The following is a 16940-nucleotide window of genomic DNA, read 5'->3' on the forward strand; positions in this document are numbered from 1 at the left end:
CGCAATGGCTGAACCGCACCGTCTACCCTCCGCCTGTCGCTTTCATCGCAGCACGGCGCCCGGCAAGGGCCAGGCCGAGCACGGCGGCAAGCACGCAGGCGATGCCGGCGATCTGGTTAAGCTCGACCGGCTCGCCAAGGATGGTGAAGGCAAGCATGACGGCGGAAACCGGGGCAAGCGCGGTGAAGAGCGCGGCCTCCGTGCCGCTCACCCTTTCGGCGCCGGCATACCAAAGCAGAAATCCCCCGACGGTCGGCACCAGCGCATAATAGACGACGGCGGCGACAGCACTTCCGGAAATACCATGTGAGAAAGGCGCTTCGAAAATAGCCGGGATGTCGGCGACGAGGAAGCCGATACCGGTCATCAGCGTCGACTGGGCAAGCGGCGCAATCTCCGTCTTCAGCCTTTTGTTCAGCAGGATGAACAATCCCTCGCAGACGACTGCCAGGAAGATCAGTGCATTGCCGGAGAGCGATCCGCCGGCCGCCTCCGGCGAGAAGGCGATCGACAGCACGCCTGCCGTCGCCAGCGCCACGGCGAAAAGCAGGCCACGCTGCGGCCGTTCGCCAAGCAGCAGGATGGAGATTGCCGCCGACACCACCGGCAGCGTGCCGATGATGACGCCGGCATCCGCTGCCGAGGTCAGGCTGAGGCCGGAAATCAGCAGCGTCGTATAACCGACGCTGCCGGCTCCGGCCTGAATGATGAGGATGAGGCCGTCATGTCTGGAGAGCTTCGGCAGCCGCGCCTCGGCCGCCCGCATCAGCACGAGAAAGACCGGAAAGGCGATGGCGAAGCGCAAGGCGGTGGCGCTGAACGGCGGCAGGCCTGATGCGATGAGCTTGCTGGCGATGACCGTGCTTCCCACCGTCAGCATCGCCAGCGCCAGATAGAGATAACCTTGAACCTGTCTCGACATTCGGCGTCTCCTGTTGGACGCGCCGAGCAAACAGCAGGGATGGATCAGGGTCTTGAACGAAATTGCAGGCGCATGCAGGCGCTCAGAGAAAGCCGCCGGCATAGAGGCTGGGCGACAGGCCATATTTGCGCACGAAAACGCGCGTCATGTGGCTTTGGTCGGCAAAGCCGCTGGCAAAGGCCGCTTCAGCCAGCGGCATGCCCTGAGCGATCAGCCGCCTTGCGATATGGATGCGGGCCTGGACGAGATAGGCATGCGGCGTCAGGCCGGTCGCCTTGGCAAAACCGCGCAGCACCTGGAAACGGCTGAGTCCGCTTTGCCGGGAAAGATCGGCAAGCGAGACGGCGGCAAGCGGATCGTCATCGATCAGCTCTCGGGCCGCGCGGATCGACGTCGGCACTGCTGGCCTCGCTTCGAAACCGCCGCGCTCGCGCATGACATCGGCGACAATTTGCAGAAGTAATTCCTCGCTGAGGAGCCCGTCGGCCGCTCCATCGCCGGTCACCGCACTAAACAGCCTTTCGAAGCGGGCGGCGATCGCGCGGTTGCGAATGACGGGACGCGGAATTTCCGATCGCCCTGCCCCGCCTTGGCCGATCTCTTGCGCCAAACCGGTGACGATGGCGGGATGGAAATAGAGGATGCGCCATGATCGTCCCTTTCCGATCGGCGCGCCGTCATGCACTTCGTTCGGATTGACCGTGATGATGTCGCCGGCCTCTGCCTCCACCATGCCGCGGCCGCTGAGCGACGACTGCGCACCGGCGGACATCAGGCCGATGCCGAATTGCTCATGCGTGTGCCTGCTGAAGCTGTGATGCGTTTCCGCTTCCACCGCCTCGACGCCCGTCAGCGCCGAGCGCAACATCCTGAACTGGTTTTTCGCCATCGTCTGTCCGCAGGTCCGATCACCAAGCACTCTGCCAGCCGCCGTGAGATGACGCAATCGTGCGGCTAGGATGCCTGCCTAGAAGAATTCGTCGAGCAGCTGATAATAATCAAGCCTTGCCGGATCCGTGGCCGGCATGCCGTAGCGATCCAGGAAGGGCTGCACCAGCGCCTCGCCGAAATTGTGGGCGATGCTGCGGCAGGCGAGTGCGATGTCCTGATAGCGGTCGGCGACACCGAGGCGGCTGCAGTCGATATAGCCGGAAAATCCCTTTTCGGAGGCAATGAAATTCGGCAGGCAGGCATCGCCATGGGTAACGACGAGATCCTCGCGGCCCAGCCTTCTGCTTTCGAGTTCGGCAAACAGGGCTTCGGCACTCTTTCCAAGCCGCGTCGCATCAAAATCGGTTTCGTCGACGATGCCGGCCTGCATCCGCGCTTTCGCCGCCGCAATGCGTCTCTCCAGACGATGATCGAAGGGGCAGGAAGCGATCGGCAGACGATGCAGATCGAGAAGGGCTGCAGCCAGCAGCTCGACCCGCGCAAGCGGCGTCAGCGCCGATGCACTGGCAAGGTCGGTTCCCGGCAGGGCGCTGATCAGCAGCCGGCTGTACGAACCGTCACTGTCCTCTGCAATGACATCGGGACATGGCAGACCGGAGGCCTTGAGCCAACGAAGCCTGGCTGCCTCGTCGGCGAGTTCGCCGAAAGGGCCGGCCTGTTCGACCTTCAGATAAAGCGTCGGCAATCCGGGAGCTGCCAGCCGGAAGACGCTCGCCGCCGAACGTCCGAGCACATCGCGTTCGAACCGGTAACCGACCAGACTGGCATCAAGCCTGCCCGCTGACGGCGATTGATCTTCTTGTGAAATCGACATGATATCCGTGCCATTGACGCTGCCGCATTATCCGGACAAGGCGATGCTCCGCAAGCGACCCGATCAGACCGCGCATATCCGCGCTGGACGCCCTCTGGGACCTCAATGAACAGTTTCGGGAGGCGCGGCTTCGAGAAGGATTTCAAAAGCCTCTTCCAGAGCCGCCACCAGAATATCGGTCAGCTCGTCGCCTTTGTTTTCCAGGAACAGCGCGCTCATAGCTTCATCCTGGCGCTCGAAAAAATGTTCGATCTCGTTCGACATATCATTTGTCCTCTTCTTCACCGTAACCATCACGGCCATGAGAAGAGGCTAGGTGCGGTTCCTTGCGTGTGGCTTGTTCCTGCAATTCAGGATGGCGAGGACTAGTCACGAATTTCATATTTCGCATACTGACTGCGGGGGATCAATCCGCCAACTTCGTGGGCAAACGACACGACTTTCGTAGCTCCCTCATCCAGCTCGCAGCGGAAACGAACGTGGTACCAGCCTTTCGCTGTGCCAAAGGCTGCATCCGGGACATCAAGGACGGTACCGCTGCGCAACCCGAAACTAGGCAATGCGGATGGGAAATAACTCGGCGAACCGTGAACGAGTTGGCCCTGAAGCTCGGTAGTACAAAGCGTGGCCACCCGCTCTTTGCGCGGAAGGCCATCGATCGCAGTCTGCGCAAGCAAATTGCCATCTCCCATGCGCGAAAACAGCGTTTTTGCCTTCGGCAGATCGTTGTTTTTAGCGACTGCTTTCGGCTTTTCAGCGATCTTCTGCTCCGGCGGTTTGGCCTCCTCGATACTCGTCGTGGCTTCGCCAGACACGTCTGTCGGCGGCCCATTGGGCTTCGGAGAAACGTCTGTTGTCGCAACCTCTGGAAGCTTCACATCATCTGGGACGGGCTTTGAAGCAGGCGTCTCAGTTTCAGGTTTTTCCGCAGCAGCCTGTGTCGGCATCTGCTCCGGTTCCGCATCGTGCTCCGGTGGGGTTGTTGCTGGTTTGGTTTCGCCCTGAGAAGAATTTCCCGCCAACGACTTTTCGGGACCGCTATTCTTGTCGCCAAACTCGATGACAGGGTTCAGGGTTGGCATCGGCTTCGCTTGCTCAGGCACCTTCTTAACCGGCGGTGGAGGAGGTGGCGGCGGAGGCGGAGGTGGTGGCTGCTTCCTGGCTTCTTCCGGCGGCTTCGGCTCCGGTGGCTTTTCCTTGGGCTTGGGATCCGGTTTCTTCTCCTCCGGCGGCGGAACGAGCTCCACCTTGACGCTCTCGTCTTCGGCGGGTTTCGGCTCGATCTTCGGCAGCCCGAAAATGAGAAGAGCAACGATGGGAATGTGCGCAGCAACGGACGCGACGATGCCCCAACGGATTTCAGGCCGCTGCTTTCCCGTTTCGTGCTGCGTTTCCGCTGGTTCCACGTCTTCTTCTGTCACAGCAGCGATGTGGCCTTTAAAACCGGCAGCATCAAGCCACAAAAGAAAAAAACCGCGTGATCGCAGCAGCCATTTAAAGTGCCACAGCGTCCTTTGCGCGTCTGAAAAGACGCGCGGCGCTGTAGTGTCATTGGTCGGCGGCTCCATCGTCGGCCACCAGATTGTGCTGCTGCCATTCCCTCTGTGGAATGGCAGCACCGACGAGAAAGGCGAAGGACGCGACCTTGCCGGAGACGGCATCAAGCCCGCATTTGAACTGAATGTTGTACCACTTGCGTTGGCTGCGGAAGGCGCCTCCCCTCACCTCGACGCTGTTGCCGTTGACCTTCTCCGCCGCCATCGCATAGGGCGCAAGCGCATCGGGGTGCATATCAGGCCGCGCCCGGCGGACCTGCTCCAGCGCCTCCAGGTCGCAGAGCTGCAGATTGCGCTCGCCGTCGGCAAGACCACGCAGCGCTTCGCGGGCGCGCCGGCTGCGCGGATCTGACAACACCATCTCCGAAAACAGCTGGCCCGTCTCAACGAACGCATCAGGCTTCGGGGGCACCGGAGGGGCGGAAGCCACTTCGGGCGACGTCACGACCGCAAGCGCCTTCTCCTGATGCGGCGGAACGATCTCCTGGACCGACGCACTCACATCCGGCTTTGTCGCAATGCGCGCAGGCGTGGCGACCGGCTGCGCTATTGCTGAAGGTTTGGCCACCTCGGGAACGATATCGACCGTAATGCCCTCGTCCTGCAGCGGTGCCGGCGGCTCAGGTCTCGGAAGCAGCAGGAGCAGCAGCGCAAGCATGACGGCATGCAGCCCGAACGAGGCGAAAGCGCCCCGCTCGATGCCTTCATCCCGATTTTCCCACACCAGTGCCATCGCTCAGGAAACAGCTGTCGGGCAATCGAAGGCGGCCATGAAACCCAGGAACGCTTTCATCAAGAGCCTGCCGACGCGCCACCAGGAATTAATGACAGAACGACAGTGCCAGTCTGACGCGCATTGCGCAACGTTTAGGATCGCCGATAGCTCCTTTGTCGCGATCAACCAAGCGAGCCGATGATCTCGCGATAGGCGGCCTCCGGGAATGCTTTCAGTGTCTGAGTGCGGACATTGCCGCCCATCGCCAGCGAGAGGCCAAACCGCGCCATGACGGCATCGTCAGGCGCTTCGCAGACAGCCACCATGTCGTGGCCGCCCATCGTCAGAAAGAACTGGTTGAAGGAGCCGCCCATGTCGCCGAGCAGTTTCTTCGCCGCATCCAGCCGTTTTGACGAGTCGCGAACGTTGCGCACACCTTGGTCCGTCCAGTTGATCAACACAATGTAAGTGGTCATTTCGCACCTCCCACCGGAGGATTCGCCCGACACGGGCATGCGTCGGTCCTCGCTCGCGCATCGCGATCGATTTCTTCCCCCGTGGCCGGACTATAATCTTGTCACCACCGAGCGACAAGAAAGCCGCCGGGATCATTGGTACTAGGCGTGTCGCCCAAAAGTGTGCAGCCGTGGAAAAGGACGAAAAGCAAAAAGCCGGACATGAAGCCCGGCTTTCGCAATCGTAAAGGTTGTATCGCCCCTTAGCTGTCGAGGAACGAGCGCAGCTTCCTGGAGCGGCTCGGATGCTTCAGCTTGCGCAGCGCCTTCGCCTCGATCTGACGGATACGTTCGCGGGTGACCGAGAACTGCTGGCCGACTTCTTCGAGCGTGTGGTCGGTGTTCATGCCGATGCCGAAGCGCATGCGCAGCACACGTTCCTCGCGCGGCGTCAGCGAGGCGAGGACGCGGGTCGTCGTCTCGCGCAGGTTCGCCTGGATGGCGGCGTCGATCGGCAGCAGCGCGTTCTTGTCCTCGATGAAATCGCCGAGATGCGAATCCTCTTCGTCGCCCACCGGGGTTTCGAGCGAGATCGGCTCCTTGGCGATCTTCAGGACCTTGCGGACCTTTTCGAGCGGCATGGCCAGCTTCTCGGCCAGTTCTTCCGGCGTCGGCTCGCGACCGATCTCGTGCAGCATCTGGCGCGACGTGCGGACGATCTTGTTGATCGTCTCGATCATGTGCACCGGAATGCGGATCGTGCGGGCCTGGTCGGCGATCGAACGGGTGATTGCCTGACGGATCCACCATGTCGCATAGGTCGAGAACTTGTAACCACGGCGGTATTCGAACTTGTCGACCGCTTTCATCAGGCCGATATTGCCTTCCTGAATGAGGTCGAGGAACTGCAGGCCGCGGTTCGTATATTTCTTGGCGATGGAGATGACCAGGCGAAGGTTCGCTTCGACCATTTCCTTCTTGGCGATGCGCGCTTCGCGCTCGCCCTTCTGCACCATATGGACGATGCGGCGGAATTCCGAAATCGAGATACCAGTCTCGGTCGCCAGATTCTGGATTTCCTGGCGGATGTCGCGGATCGTCGTGTTTTCGCCGCGGGCAAATTCCTTCCAGCCGCGGGCGGCCAGATTGCCGATCGACTTCATCCAGTTCGGATCGAGCTCGGCGCCCTGGTACTGTTCCAGGAAGCTATCGCGCTTGACGCCGTAGGATTCGGCCAGACGCAGCAGGCGGCCCTCGTTGGAAACGAGGCGCTTGTTGATGTCGTAGAGCTGCTCGACCAGAGCGTCGATGCGGTTCTGGTTCAAGGACAGAGACTTGACCGCCTTGATGAGCTCATCCTTGAGCTCCTTGTAGCGGCGCTCCTGGGCGGTCGACAGCGTGCCGGAAGCCGACAGCCGCTGCTCAACCTGCTGGTCCTGCAGCTTGCGCAGCTTCTTGTAGGTCTCGGCGATCGTATCCAGCGTCTCCATCACCTGCGGGCGAAGCTCGGCTTCCATCGCCGCCAGCGAAAGGTTGGATTCGTCCTCGTCCTCTTCCTCCTCCTCGGGAGGCAGGCCTTCGCCGCCGACATCGGTGATGTCGTCGTCGCCGGAGCGGGCGCGACGGGTCTTTTCCTTCTCTTCGGCGAGCTTGCGGTCGGCCTCGATCTTCTCGGGGCTCTGGAACTGCGGCGCAGCCTTGGCTTCAGGACCGGAATAGGTCGTTTCGAGATCGATGATCTCGCGCAGCAGCGTCGTGCCTTCGTTGAGCTCGTCGCGCCAGATGATCAGCGCCTGGAAGGTCAGCGGGCTCTCGCAGAGGCCTGCGATCATCGTTTCGCGGCCGGCCTCGATGCGCTTGGCGATTGCGATTTCGCCCTCGCGGGAGAGAAGCTCCACCGAGCCCATCTCGCGCAGATACATACGAACAGGATCGTCGGTACGGTCGGTCGGTTCTTTTTTCTTGGCGGTCGCAAGCGCCGTGCCGCTCGAAGGCGCGAGTTCGCCGCCTTCGCTCTCTTCGTCGCCGCCGCTATCGTCGTCATCGCTGCTGCCGGAAGCACCGGCTTCCTCAGCTTCCTCGTCTTCGATGACGTTGATGCCCATGTCGGACAGCATCGACATCGTGTCTTCGATCTGCTCGGACGTCACTTCTTCGGACGGCAGGACTGCGTTGAGCTCGTCCATGGTCACATAGCCGCGCTTCTTGGCGGCCTTGATCATCTTCTTGACCGCGTCGTCGGAAAGATCGAGAAGAGGGCCGTCGCTTGCGCCGTCGCGTTCGACTTCCGCGTCTTCGTTCTCTTTGACCTTGGTTGCCATTTATATCGTCGCCTTCCTGACGCTATCCAATCTCGCTACGGTGAATGGGCCGTCTCAGGGCCTGACGCATCGCACGCGCCGCCCAGAATCACCTTTGCCCACCTAACGGGATGACATTTAAAGCCTGATTAACCACGATAGCCGGCACCGGACAGCAAAGCTTCTTTGCTTTTGGATTTCCGGCCATGGTTGCGCGATCCGCCTTGACCCAGTTCACCGTTTCAACAAGTCGAACGGTGATTCCCACATTTTTTGCTCTCGTCAAGCTTTTCCACAAAAAAAGCCCACGAAAAATCGGAAAAAGCCTTATCCACAGGCTTTGAACCGCGGCAGCGATTGCGAACCTTATTTAAGAGGCGGCGAACAAAAGACAAGGGCAGCAAGAATTTTGCCTGCGCTGCAGTTGTTTCGGCCATTTTTGCAGTCCTGCCGGCGATCTATTCGCCTCTGTCCAGACGAATATTGGCTATTTTGCCTTGCCATCGTAGGCCGTCACCGTCAGCGCGCCGAGATCGACCGCAGGAATACAGCGCAAATTGATCGAGGCCATCGCCGCACCGTTCGGGCCTACGCCCTCGCCGAACGGCGCGATGCCGCAATTGGCGCAGAAGTGATGCCGGATGACATGCCTGTTGAAAGTATAGGTCGAGAGATTGGCCTCGGGCGTCTTCAGCACCAGCTTGTCGCGGGGCACGAAGGCGAGAAGCCCGCCGCGCCGGCGGCAGAGCGAACAGTTGCAATCGAGCGCCTCGGTGAATTCGCCTTCGACCTCGAAAGCCACGTTGCCGCAATGGCAGCTTCCTTCATAAATCATGTCGTCCTCCTCACATCCAATCCATAACCACCTTGCCGGAGTTACCCGACCGCATCGCCTCGAAGCCGTCGCGGAAGTCGTCGATGCCGATGCGGTGGGTGATGATGGGCGAAAGATCGAGGCCGCCCTGGACGAAGGCTATCATCTTGTACCAGGTCTCGAACATCTCGCGGCCATAGATGCCCTTGAGATTGAGCATCTTGAAGATCACCTTGTTCCAGTCAATCTCGAAACCAGCAGGCGCAATGCCGAGAATGGCGATCTTGCCGCCATTGTTCATCTTGTCGATCATGTCGCGGAAGGCCGGGGCCGCTCCCGACATTTCAAGCCCGACGTCGAAACCCTCCGTCATGCCGATCGCCTTCATCACATCGGTCAGGTTTTCCTTGGAGGCATCGACGACATGGTCGATGCCGAGCTTGCGCGCGAGATCCAGCCGGTGCGGATTGATATCGGTGATGACGACCTTGCGGGCGCCTGAACGTTTGGCGACGAGCGCGCCCATGATACCGATCGGCCCGGCGCCGGTGACGAGCACGTCCTCGCCGACGAGATCGAAGGAAAGCGCCGTGTGCACGGCATTGCCGAACGGATCGAAGATTGCGGCAATCTCGTCTGATATATCGCCCGGGATCGGCACGACATTGCTTTCGGGAATGCAGACGAACTCACCGAAGGACCCCGGCCGATTGACCCCGACGCCGAGCGTATTGCGGCAGAGATGCCCCCTGCCCGCCCGGCAATTGCGGCACTTGCCGCAGACGATATGCCCTTCGCCGGAAACCCGCTCGCCGACATGATAACGGGTGACCGCCGAACCGATCTCGGCGATCTCGCCGGAGAATTCATGGCCGACCACCATCGGCACCGGAATGGTCTTCTGCGCCCACTGGTCCCAGTTCCAGATATGCACGTCGGTGCCGCAGATCGCCGATTTCTTCACCCGGATCAGCACATCGTTCGGCCCGACCTCGGGCACCGGCACATTCTCCATCCAGAGCCCGACTTCCGGCTTCGACTTGACCAGCGCCTTCATCATATTCGACATATCTGTATTCCTTGGTCAGTGCCTATTCCTGCCCCTCATTCGCCTGCCGGCACCTTCTCCCCGCAAGCGGGGCGAAGGGGTATGCCGCACCGGTTTCATCAACCCTGGACGCTGCGTTTGGCACGTCCTCTCGCCCCGTTTTTACGGGGAGAGGGTTAGAGTGAGGGCCAAGCCCTATTCTCAAATTACACCCAATTCCCGTCCTGCCTCGGCAAAAGCCGCAATCGCCCGCTCGACATCCGCCCGCGAATGCGCCGCCGACATCTGCGTGCGGATGCGGGCCTGGCCCTTCGGCACGACGGGGAAGGAGAAACCGATCACATAGATGCCCTTCTTCAGCAACAGGCTCGCCATGTCCTGGGCAAGCTTGGCGTCACCCAGCATGACGGGAATGATCGGGTGTCCTTCGCCGGCAAGGGTGAAACCGAGCTTGGTCATCTCCATGCGGAAAAGATCCGCATTGTCGGAAAGACGCCTGCGCAAGGCATCGCCGTTTTCGATGAGGTCGAAAACTTTCAGCGAGGCCGCCGCGATAACCGGCGCCAACGTGTTCGAGAACAGATAGGGCCGCGAGCGCTGCCGCAGCCATTCGACGACTTCCGCTTTCGCCGCGGTATAGCCGCCCGATGCACCGCCGAGCGCCTTGCCGAGCGTGCCGGTGATGATGTCGATCCGGCCCTCGACACCGCAATGTTCCGGCGAGCCGCGGCCATTTTTGCCGACGAACCCGACGGCATGGCTGTCATCGACCATGACCATCGCGCCGTATTTTTCGGCGAGATCGCAGACGCCGCCGAGATTGGCGATGATGCCGTCCATCGAGAAGACGCCGTCGGTGGCGATCAGCTTGAAGCGGCTGCCTTCAGCCTTTTTCAGTTCCTCTTCGAGTGCCGCCATATCATTGTTGGCGTAGCGGAATCGCTTGGCCTTCGAAAGCCTGACGCCGTCGATGATCGAGGCGTGGTTCAGCGCATCCGAGATGATCGCGTCCTCCTCGGACAGCAACGTTTCGAACAGGCCGCCATTGGCATCGAAGCAGGAGGAATAGAGGATCGTGTCTTCCATGCCGAGGAAGGAGGAGATGCGCGCTTCGAGCTGCTTGTGCTCCTCCTGCGTGCCGCAGATGAACCGCACCGAGGCCATGCCGTAGCCATAGCGATCGAGCGCCTGCTTGCCGGCCTCGGCCAGTTCCTCACTGTCGGCAAGGCCGAGATAGTTGTTGGCGCAGAAATTCAGCACCCGCTCGCCGGAAACAACGGCGATTTCCCCGGCCTGCTTCGAGGTGATAACGCGTTCGGACTTGTAGAGGCCGGCATCCTGAAGAGAGGCAAGCTCAGATTGCAGGTGGGAGAGAAATGCTTTTGTCATTGTAAACGCCCTTGTCCCCAAAACGTCCTCCGATGGGCGCTGCAATTAGCACAAAGCAAGTGCTGATGTCGCCGATCCGGTACGAAATATTTTCACAAGGAAAGGTCGGCAGTGAGAGAAATTGAAATGAATATTCAAAAGTGATATCCGTATATGCAGAAGGAATATTACCATGGCCCTTTATATTCGAGACCCTGCAGTAGATGAGCTTGCGCGTGAGCTGCAGCGCCTGACCAAAGCTGCAACAAAAACCGACGCCGTGCGAACGGCCCTCCATCATGAGCTTACGCGCGCGCGGCAAAGCCGGCCGCTGCATGAACGCCTCACGCGCGCAAAATCGCTGGCGGACGCGATGGGAGCAAACGACCCGTCATTCGACCTGAAGAAATTCAGCGACGAAATGTGGGGTAGCTGATGTTTATCGACGCATCAGCAATCGTCGCCATTCTTGCGCGAGAGCCCGGCCATGAAGAACTTGAGAAGGTTCTGGCGGCATCGGGCGATCCCATTATGCACATCTCGCCCCTTGTCCGTTTCGAGGCTATCCAGGCGCTCGCACGGCAGAAGACGCCCACAGGCAGGAAAACGCCACCCGAACTTCTAGAGCGTTTCACGTTTTGACGGAAGCATAGCCAGCGTTTGTGAAGTAGTTTGCGCATTCGTCAGGCTTGATGGTGCCGACGAGGTCTCCGAGATGACGCCAGGTGTCGTCGACGGTTCGCTTTTGGGCCTGGCGCATCCAATGTTTGATCTTGGCGAATGCCTGTTCGATCGGATTAAGGTCAGGGGAATATTTCGGCAGGAACCATAGTCTGGCGCCGGCCGCCTTGATGGCATCGCGGACGGCCTTAGCTTTGTGAGAGCCGAGGTTGTCGAGGATGACGATGTCGCCGGGCTTAAGTGTCGGGATCAGCTGTTGGCGGACATAAGCCTCGAAGCACTCGCCATTGATTGGGCCATCGAAGACGCAGGGCGCAGTGAGCCGATCACAGCGCAGAGCGCCGAGGAAAGTGAGTGTGCGCCAGCGTCCATGTGGGGCAAAGCCGCGCAGCCTCTTGCCCCTCGGTCCCCAGCCGCGTAACGGCGCCATGTTGGTGCGGATCCAAGTTTCGTCGATAAAGACGAGCCGCTTCGGATCGAAGCGGGCTTGCCAAGTCTTCCAGCGCTGCCTGTGCCGGGCAATGTCGGCACGGCCCTGCTCAAGGGCGAATAGCGTTTTTTTTGAAGCTCAGACCTTCACGGCGCATGAACTGCCAAATGGCATTATGGGAGACGGCGATACCGCGGGCGGCCAGTTCGTCCTTCAGCCGATGCAGCGTCAGGTGCGAGATCTGCTCGATCCGCTCGACAATGAAGGCGCGATGCGGCTCCAGCACCCGCCGGCGATGGCCACCCATCTTACCGGGCGAGACGCTGCCGGTTACCCGATGGCGCTGCGACCACTTCACCACAGAGGAGACGGCAATGTCGAACCGTTCAGCCACCACCCGGCAGCTCTGACCGCCTGCAACTGCAGCCACTACGCGTTCACGAAGATCATTCGAATAAGGTCGCGTCATCGATGCTGGCCTCCATTCCAGCACCCAGGATGAATCACAATTCTGCTGATTTGGGAATCCCACCTCGATTCCGATAAGCAATGAACCGCTCTAAGGGCGTCAGCCGAGGCGGTTGACGCATTCGCCGAAGATCTCAATCTCGAAGAAATTTCGATCTCGCATGAGATCGGCGAATATGCACTGTCTGCAAGCATGAGCTATGGAAAAGTCATTGGTCATCGGGCAGACCTGAATTTCGGCGATTGCTTTGCCTATGCTTGCGCCAAAGCGCTGAAAACGCGCCTTCTCTACAAAGGCAACGACTTCCTCCACACAGACCTTGCCTGACCAAAGGCTCCGGGATCGCGACCATCACCGATCTCCGCGGACTACTGGCCGTGCGAGAGGATGATCTCCAGGAAGGCATCGCCGTAGCGTTCGAGCTTCGCCTGCCCGACGCCCAATATGGCGAGCAGTTCCTTGCGGCTGCGCGGCTTCTCCGTGGCGAAGGCGATCAGCGTCGTATCGGGAAAGACGACATAGGGCGGCACACCGAGCGATTTCGCGATTGCCATGCGCTCGGCCCGCAGCGCTTCGAACAGAGTGCCGTCGGCGCCCGATAGGGCCGACTTGCGTTCGCTGCGTTCCGCCTTCTTCGTGCGCCGCTCCGAAGCCGGCCGGTCCTTGCGGAAGAACACCTGCCGCTCGTGCTTGAAGACGGCGCGCGCCTCCGGCTCCAGCTTCAGTGCGCCGAAGGCTTCGTGATCGACGCGAATCAGCCCCATGGCGAGCAGCTGGCGGAAGACCGATTGCCAGACACGCGCCGGAATATCCTTGCCGGCGCCGAAGACCGGCATCTCGGTGTGGCCGAAACGCTCGGTCTTTTCGTTGACGTTGCCGAGGAGCACGTCGACGACATGGCCGGCGCCGAAACGCTCGCCGGTGCGATAGATCGCGGCCAGCGCCTTGATTGCCGCCTCCGTGCCCTCCCAGGTCTCGACCGGCTTCAGGCAGGTGTCGCAATTGCCGCACTGGCCGGCATGGGCCTCGCCGAAATGGGCAAGGATCGCCTGGCGCCGGCAGGAGGCCGTTTCGCAGATCGCCAGCAAGGCGTTGAGCTTGGCGCGTTCGACCCGCTTGATCTCGGCGGCGGCACTGCCCTCGTCGATCATCCGGCCGCGCTGGATGACGTCGGCCATGCCATAGGCCATCCAGACCTCCGACGGCAGGCCGTCGCGCCCGGCTCGCCCGGTCTCCTGGTAATAGGCTTCCACCGAGCCCGGCAGGTCGAGATGGGCGACATAACGCACATTCGGCTTGTCGATGCCCATGCCGAAGGCGACGGTGGCGACTAGGCAGAGATTCTCCTCTTTCAGGAACGCATCCTGATTGGCGTCGCGCACCGCCCTGTCCATGCCGGCATGATAGGCGAGCGCACGGATGCCCTGCCCGTTCAGCCACTCGGCCGTATCCTCGACCTTGGCGCGCGACAGGCAATAGACGATGCCGCTATTGCCCTTGTGACCGGAGAGAAACCGCAGCAGTTGCTGGCGCGGTTGGTCGCGCTCGACGATCTCGTAGGCAATATTCGGACGGTCGAAGCTGGTGGTGAAGATCTCCGCAGCATCGAGCCCCAACCGCTCGATGATGTCGTCGCGCGTATGCGGATCGGCCGTCGCCGTCAGGGCGATGCGCGGGACACCGGGATATTGTTCGCCGAGTCGGCCGAGCTCGCGATATTCCGGCCGGAAATCATGGCCCCATTGCGAGACGCAGTGCGCCTCATCGATAGCAAACAGCGCGATCTTCTCATTGGCGATCAGTTCACGGAACCCATCGGTCAGAATGCGCTCGGGCGTCACGTAGAGAAGGTCGAGCCGGCCCGCCGAAAGCGCGCGGCGAACCTCGATGAATTCCTCGCGCGACAGCGACGAATTGAGCGCGGCCGCCCGGATGCCGAGCTGCTTCATCGCCTCCACCTGATCGCGCATCAGCGCAATCAGCGGCGAAACGACGATGCCCACACCGGCACGGCAGAGCGCCGGGATCTGGAAGCACAGCGATTTGCCGGCCCCTGTGGGGAAGAGCACCACAGCATCGCCACCGGAAACCACATGCTCGACCACCTGCTGCTGCTTGCCGCGGAAAGAGGAATAACCGTAGACCTGCTTGAGGATATCGAGCGGCGCGCGGCCGGTGGAAAACAGCGCATCGGAGGCGGAAAAGCCCGGTTCGTTGCGTTCGGTCAGCGACATCAGTGGTTCGCCGCCCCTTTGACGCGGCCGGAAAGCACCCCGAAGCCATCGATGATCGCCTCCTGGTTCTCAAGGCGCACCCCTTCGAAATGCACTTCCTGCTGCGCCCGCATCAGTTGAACGATCGCCTCGCCGTCGCCGGCTTCGGTCGCCAGCGCGATCTCGCGCTCGAGTTCGATCTTCTGCCGGCGCAGCGCCTTCGCCCGCTTGTGGAAGGCGAGCGCCTGGCGGTAGCCTTCGCGTGCATCCTCCATCGCCGCCTCCTCGGTCGCCGTCCAGAGCCGGGCATTGCGCACCTGCTGATCGAGGTTCTTGATAAGCGGACCAAAACCCTCGAATTCCAGCCGTTCGGTCAGATATTCGCGTGTCAGATGCGGGCCGGCGACGGCAGCGGCGCCTCCCAGCATCGCCGACCAGAGCCGCTGCAGCTCACGGCTGTCATAGTCGATCGCGGCGATTTCGTCATAATCGTCGATCATCAGCGAGGGATGATTGATGACGGTCAGCGCCAGCACGCTTTCGCGCAGCGCCGTATTGTCCCGGTGGCCGCGCACGGGGCCGGAGCGGGCAAGCCGGTCGGAAATGACGCTGGGGCTTTTCGGCCCTGCCTTGCCGGCATTGTCGCGTCCCGCCCGGTAATTGCCGTTGCCGTTGAAGCCGCCGCGGCGTTCGCCATTGTTGCGGTTCTGGAACTGCGGCTGGAAGAAGGCGTTCAGCCGGTCGCGAATATCCTGCTGATAGTGGCGGCGCACATTCTCGTCGGCGATGACGGCGACCAGCTGCTTCAGCCGCGCTTCGAGCTCGGCGCGTGCCTCGGGCGTATCGAACTTGCCGGTGTTGATCTCCCGGCTCCACAGCATCTCCGAAAGCGGCTTTGCTTGGCTCATCACCTTGTCGAAGGGCGCGCGGCCCTCATCGCGCACCAGATCGTCGGGATCCTTGCCATCGGGCAGCAGCGCGAAGCGGACGGAACGGCCAGGTTTCAGATGCGGCAGCGCCAGTTCGGCGGCGCGATTGGCGGCGCGGATGCCGGCGCCGTCGCCGTCGAAGCAGAGCACCGGCTGCGGCACCATCTTCCAAAGCAGCTCGAGCTGGTTTTCGGTAAGCGCCGTGCCGAGCGGTGCAACGGCATTCTCGACGCCGGCCTGATAGAGCGCGATCACGTCCATATAGCCTTCGACGGCGATGATGGTGCCACTCGCAGCGTCGTCCTGAGGATCGCCGCGGCCAGGCCCTTGGATCGCACGGCGCGCGCGGGCGAAATTATAAAGGACATTGCCCTTGTGGAAGAGCTCCGTCTCGTTGGAGTTCAGATATTTCGCCGGCGCATCGGCCGACATGGCGCGGCCGCCGAAGGCGATCACCTTTTCCCGCGATGAAAGGATCGGGAACATGATGCGGTCGCGGAAGCGGTCGTAGGAAACCGGCACGTTTTCATGGACGACCAGGCCGCAGGCCTCGATCTGCTCCTTAGTGACGCCCTTGCCGGCGAGGAATTCCTTCAGCGCATTGCGGCTGTCAGGCGCATAACCGAGACGGAAGGTCTCGATGGTGCGCCCGGTCAGCCCGCGGTCGCGCAGATAGGCGCGCGCTCTCGCCCCATTCGCGGTCTGCAACTGATCCTGGAAAAATTGTGTCGCCATTTCCATGACGTCGATCAGCGAGCCACGCTCCTTCTCGCGCTTCTCGATGACAGGGTCGGCAAGCGGCATCGGCACGCCGGCCATGTCGGCGATCTGCTGCACCGCCTCAGGAAAACTCAAGCCTTCGAGTTCGGTGAGAAAGCGGAAATGGTCGCCGGTGACGCCGCAGCCGAAGCAATGATAGCGGCCCTTCCGGTCCTCGCAATGGAAACTCGGCGATTTCTCACCATGGAACGGGCAGCAGGCCCAGTAATCGCCGCGCGACACGTTGGTCTTTCGCTTATCCCAGCTGACGCGGCGCGCGATCACGTTCGAAATCGGAACGCGGTCGCGGATCTCATCGAGAAAGGTGTTGGAAAAGCGCATTTATACCTCTTGGCCAAGCTCCATATAAGCTGGTTTGCCGCTCCATGCCACGAAACTTGTCATGAAAACCCGCTATTCACAGGCAAGTGCACTGGTTGCCCAAGACGTCGGTTATCCAATCAACAACACGTTATCGCCCCTGCGACAGGGGTGCGACATTATTGTCCTCGCAGA

At 61.1% G+C, this 16940-nt stretch carries 18 protein-coding genes; 2 read left to right on the forward strand and 16 right to left on the reverse strand.

Annotated elements, in window-relative coordinates:
• Window positions 1-22: 22 nt before the first annotated feature.
• From PO860_RS13965 to PO860_RS14020, 12 genes are all read right to left on the reverse strand, one after another.
• Window positions 23-922 carry a DMT family transporter gene (locus PO860_RS13965; protein WP_275037876.1) on the reverse strand — a complete coding sequence of 300 codons (900 nt, stop codon included), beginning with the start codon at window positions 920-922 and terminating at the stop codon, window positions 23-25.
• 82 nt (window positions 923-1004) lie between these two features.
• Complete coding sequence (locus PO860_RS13970; RefSeq protein ID WP_273884280.1) at window positions 1005-1811, reverse strand: AraC family transcriptional regulator; 807 nt, start codon at window positions 1809-1811, stop codon at window positions 1005-1007.
• A gap of 78 nt (window positions 1812-1889) precedes the next feature.
• On the reverse strand, window positions 1890-2687 hold the full coding sequence (locus PO860_RS13975; protein ID WP_273884281.1) for an APH(3') family aminoglycoside O-phosphotransferase: 798 nt from the start codon (window positions 2685-2687) through the stop codon (window positions 1890-1892).
• A 102-nt stretch (window positions 2688-2789) separates the two neighbouring features.
• On the reverse strand, window positions 2790-2951 hold the full coding sequence (locus PO860_RS13980) for a hypothetical protein (protein WP_273881145.1): 162 nt from the start codon (window positions 2949-2951) through the stop codon (window positions 2790-2792).
• Window positions 2952-3052: 101 nt separating this feature from the next.
• Window positions 3053-4150, reverse strand: a complete 1098-nt coding sequence (locus PO860_RS13985) for a DUF930 domain-containing protein (RefSeq protein WP_273884359.1) — start codon at window positions 4148-4150, stop codon at window positions 3053-3055.
• Window positions 4151-4235: 85 nt separating this feature from the next.
• Complete coding sequence (locus tag PO860_RS13990) at window positions 4236-4976, reverse strand: DUF930 domain-containing protein (protein WP_275037877.1); 741 nt, start codon at window positions 4974-4976, stop codon at window positions 4236-4238.
• Window positions 4977-5140: 164 nt separating this feature from the next.
• The gene (locus PO860_RS13995; RefSeq protein ID WP_018242976.1) at window positions 5141-5434 is read right to left on the reverse strand and encodes a GYD domain-containing protein; all 294 of its coding nucleotides are present in this window, start codon (window positions 5432-5434) and stop codon (window positions 5141-5143) included.
• Window positions 5435-5676: 242 nt separating this feature from the next.
• A complete protein-coding gene (rpoD, locus tag PO860_RS14000; RefSeq protein ID WP_183608100.1) occupies window positions 5677-7734 on the reverse strand; it encodes an RNA polymerase sigma factor RpoD in 2058 nt (685 codons plus the stop codon).
• A gap of 221 nt (window positions 7735-7955) precedes the next feature.
• Window positions 7956-8150: a hypothetical protein gene (locus PO860_RS14005; RefSeq protein WP_183608099.1), complete on the reverse strand. Its 195-nt coding sequence runs from the start codon at window positions 8148-8150 to the stop codon at window positions 7956-7958.
• Between the two features lie 50 nt (window positions 8151-8200).
• Window positions 8201-8548 (reverse strand): GFA family protein, encoded by a 348-nt coding sequence (locus tag PO860_RS14010; RefSeq protein ID WP_273884283.1) that lies wholly within the window; start codon window positions 8546-8548, stop codon window positions 8201-8203.
• Between the two features lie 10 nt (window positions 8549-8558).
• The gene (gene tdh / locus PO860_RS14015; protein WP_273881148.1) at window positions 8559-9596 is read right to left on the reverse strand and encodes an L-threonine 3-dehydrogenase; all 1038 of its coding nucleotides are present in this window, start codon (window positions 9594-9596) and stop codon (window positions 8559-8561) included.
• A gap of 180 nt (window positions 9597-9776) precedes the next feature.
• Entirely contained in the window at window positions 9777-10964 is a 1188-nt protein-coding gene (locus tag PO860_RS14020) for a glycine C-acetyltransferase (protein WP_273884284.1), read from the reverse strand.
• A gap of 172 nt (window positions 10965-11136) precedes the next feature.
• Between PO860_RS14020 and PO860_RS14025 the strand changes: the two genes are divergently transcribed.
• Window positions 11137-11379: a type II toxin-antitoxin system VapB family antitoxin gene (locus tag PO860_RS14025; RefSeq protein WP_183608096.1), complete on the forward strand. Its 243-nt coding sequence runs from the start codon at window positions 11137-11139 to the stop codon at window positions 11377-11379.
• A complete protein-coding gene (locus tag PO860_RS14030) occupies window positions 11379-11585 on the forward strand; it encodes a PIN domain-containing protein (protein WP_430523280.1) in 207 nt (68 codons plus the stop codon). Before PO860_RS14025 ends, PO860_RS14030 begins: the two co-directional genes overlap by 1 nt.
• On the opposite strand, the gene PO860_RS14035 is transcribed toward PO860_RS14030, so the two are convergent.
• The 4 genes from PO860_RS14035 to dnaG all read right to left on the reverse strand — a co-directional run bounded on the left by PO860_RS14035 (window position 11575) and on the right by dnaG (window position 16766).
• Window positions 11575-12523 (reverse strand): IS630 family transposase gene (locus PO860_RS14035; RefSeq protein ID WP_273885870.1). Its coding sequence is split into 2 segments (ribosomal slippage): window positions 11575-12186 and window positions 12188-12523, totalling 948 coding nucleotides; the frame shifts between segments, so codons are not numbered across the junction. The two genes, PO860_RS14030 and PO860_RS14035, sit on opposite strands and share 11 nt — an antisense overlap.
• Before the next feature lie 99 nt (window positions 12524-12622).
• On the reverse strand, window positions 12623-12835 hold the full coding sequence (locus tag PO860_RS22260) for a hypothetical protein (RefSeq protein WP_342466557.1): 213 nt from the start codon (window positions 12833-12835) through the stop codon (window positions 12623-12625).
• A 56-nt stretch (window positions 12836-12891) separates the two neighbouring features.
• Complete coding sequence (gene recQ / locus PO860_RS14045) at window positions 12892-14757, reverse strand: DNA helicase RecQ (RefSeq protein WP_273884285.1); 1866 nt, start codon at window positions 14755-14757, stop codon at window positions 12892-12894.
• The gene (dnaG, locus tag PO860_RS14050; protein ID WP_273884286.1) at window positions 14757-16766 is read right to left on the reverse strand and encodes a DNA primase; all 2010 of its coding nucleotides are present in this window, start codon (window positions 16764-16766) and stop codon (window positions 14757-14759) included. The genes recQ and dnaG overlap by 1 nt, the downstream gene beginning before the upstream one ends.
• Window positions 16767-16940: the final 174 nt, after the last annotated feature.

The organism is Rhizobium binxianense, assembly GCF_028994275.1.
Classification (GTDB): Bacteria; Pseudomonadota; Alphaproteobacteria; order Rhizobiales; family Rhizobiaceae; genus Rhizobium; species Rhizobium binxianense.

Coding starts and splice junctions, on each gene's coding strand:
- PO860_RS13980 (WP_273881145.1), bottom strand. CDS start 2,951: ATGTCGAACGAGATCGAACATTTTTTCGAGCGCCAGGATGAAGCTATG.
- PO860_RS14005 (WP_183608099.1), bottom strand. CDS start 8,150: ATGGCCGAAACAACTGCAGCGCAGGCAAAATTCTTGCTGCCCTTGTCT.
- PO860_RS14010 (WP_273884283.1), bottom strand. CDS start 8,548: ATGATTTATGAAGGAAGCTGCCATTGCGGCAACGTGGCTTTCGAGGTC.
- rpoD (WP_183608100.1), bottom strand. CDS start 7,734: ATGGCAACCAAGGTCAAAGAGAACGAAGACGCGGAAGTCGAACGCGAC.
- PO860_RS14025 (WP_183608096.1), top strand. CDS start 11,137: ATGGCCCTTTATATTCGAGACCCTGCAGTAGATGAGCTTGCGCGTGAG.
- PO860_RS13970 (WP_273884280.1), bottom strand. CDS start 1,811: ATGGCGAAAAACCAGTTCAGGATGTTGCGCTCGGCGCTGACGGGCGTC.
- PO860_RS13995 (WP_018242976.1), bottom strand. CDS start 5,434: ATGACCACTTACATTGTGTTGATCAACTGGACGGACCAAGGTGTGCGC.
- PO860_RS13990 (WP_275037877.1), bottom strand. CDS start 4,976: ATGGCACTGGTGTGGGAAAATCGGGATGAAGGCATCGAGCGGGGCGCT.
- PO860_RS14030 (WP_430523280.1), top strand. CDS start 11,379: ATGTTTATCGACGCATCAGCAATCGTCGCCATTCTTGCGCGAGAGCCC.
- dnaG (WP_273884286.1), bottom strand. CDS start 16,766: ATGCGCTTTTCCAACACCTTTCTCGATGAGATCCGCGACCGCGTTCCG.
- recQ (WP_273884285.1), bottom strand. CDS start 14,757: ATGTCGCTGACCGAACGCAACGAACCGGGCTTTTCCGCCTCCGATGCG.
- PO860_RS14020 (WP_273884284.1), bottom strand. CDS start 10,964: ATGACAAAAGCATTTCTCTCCCACCTGCAATCTGAGCTTGCCTCTCTT.
- PO860_RS13975 (WP_273884281.1), bottom strand. CDS start 2,687: ATGTCGATTTCACAAGAAGATCAATCGCCGTCAGCGGGCAGGCTTGAT.
- tdh (WP_273881148.1), bottom strand. CDS start 9,596: ATGTCGAATATGATGAAGGCGCTGGTCAAGTCGAAGCCGGAAGTCGGG.
- PO860_RS13965 (WP_275037876.1), bottom strand. CDS start 922: ATGTCGAGACAGGTTCAAGGTTATCTCTATCTGGCGCTGGCGATGCTG.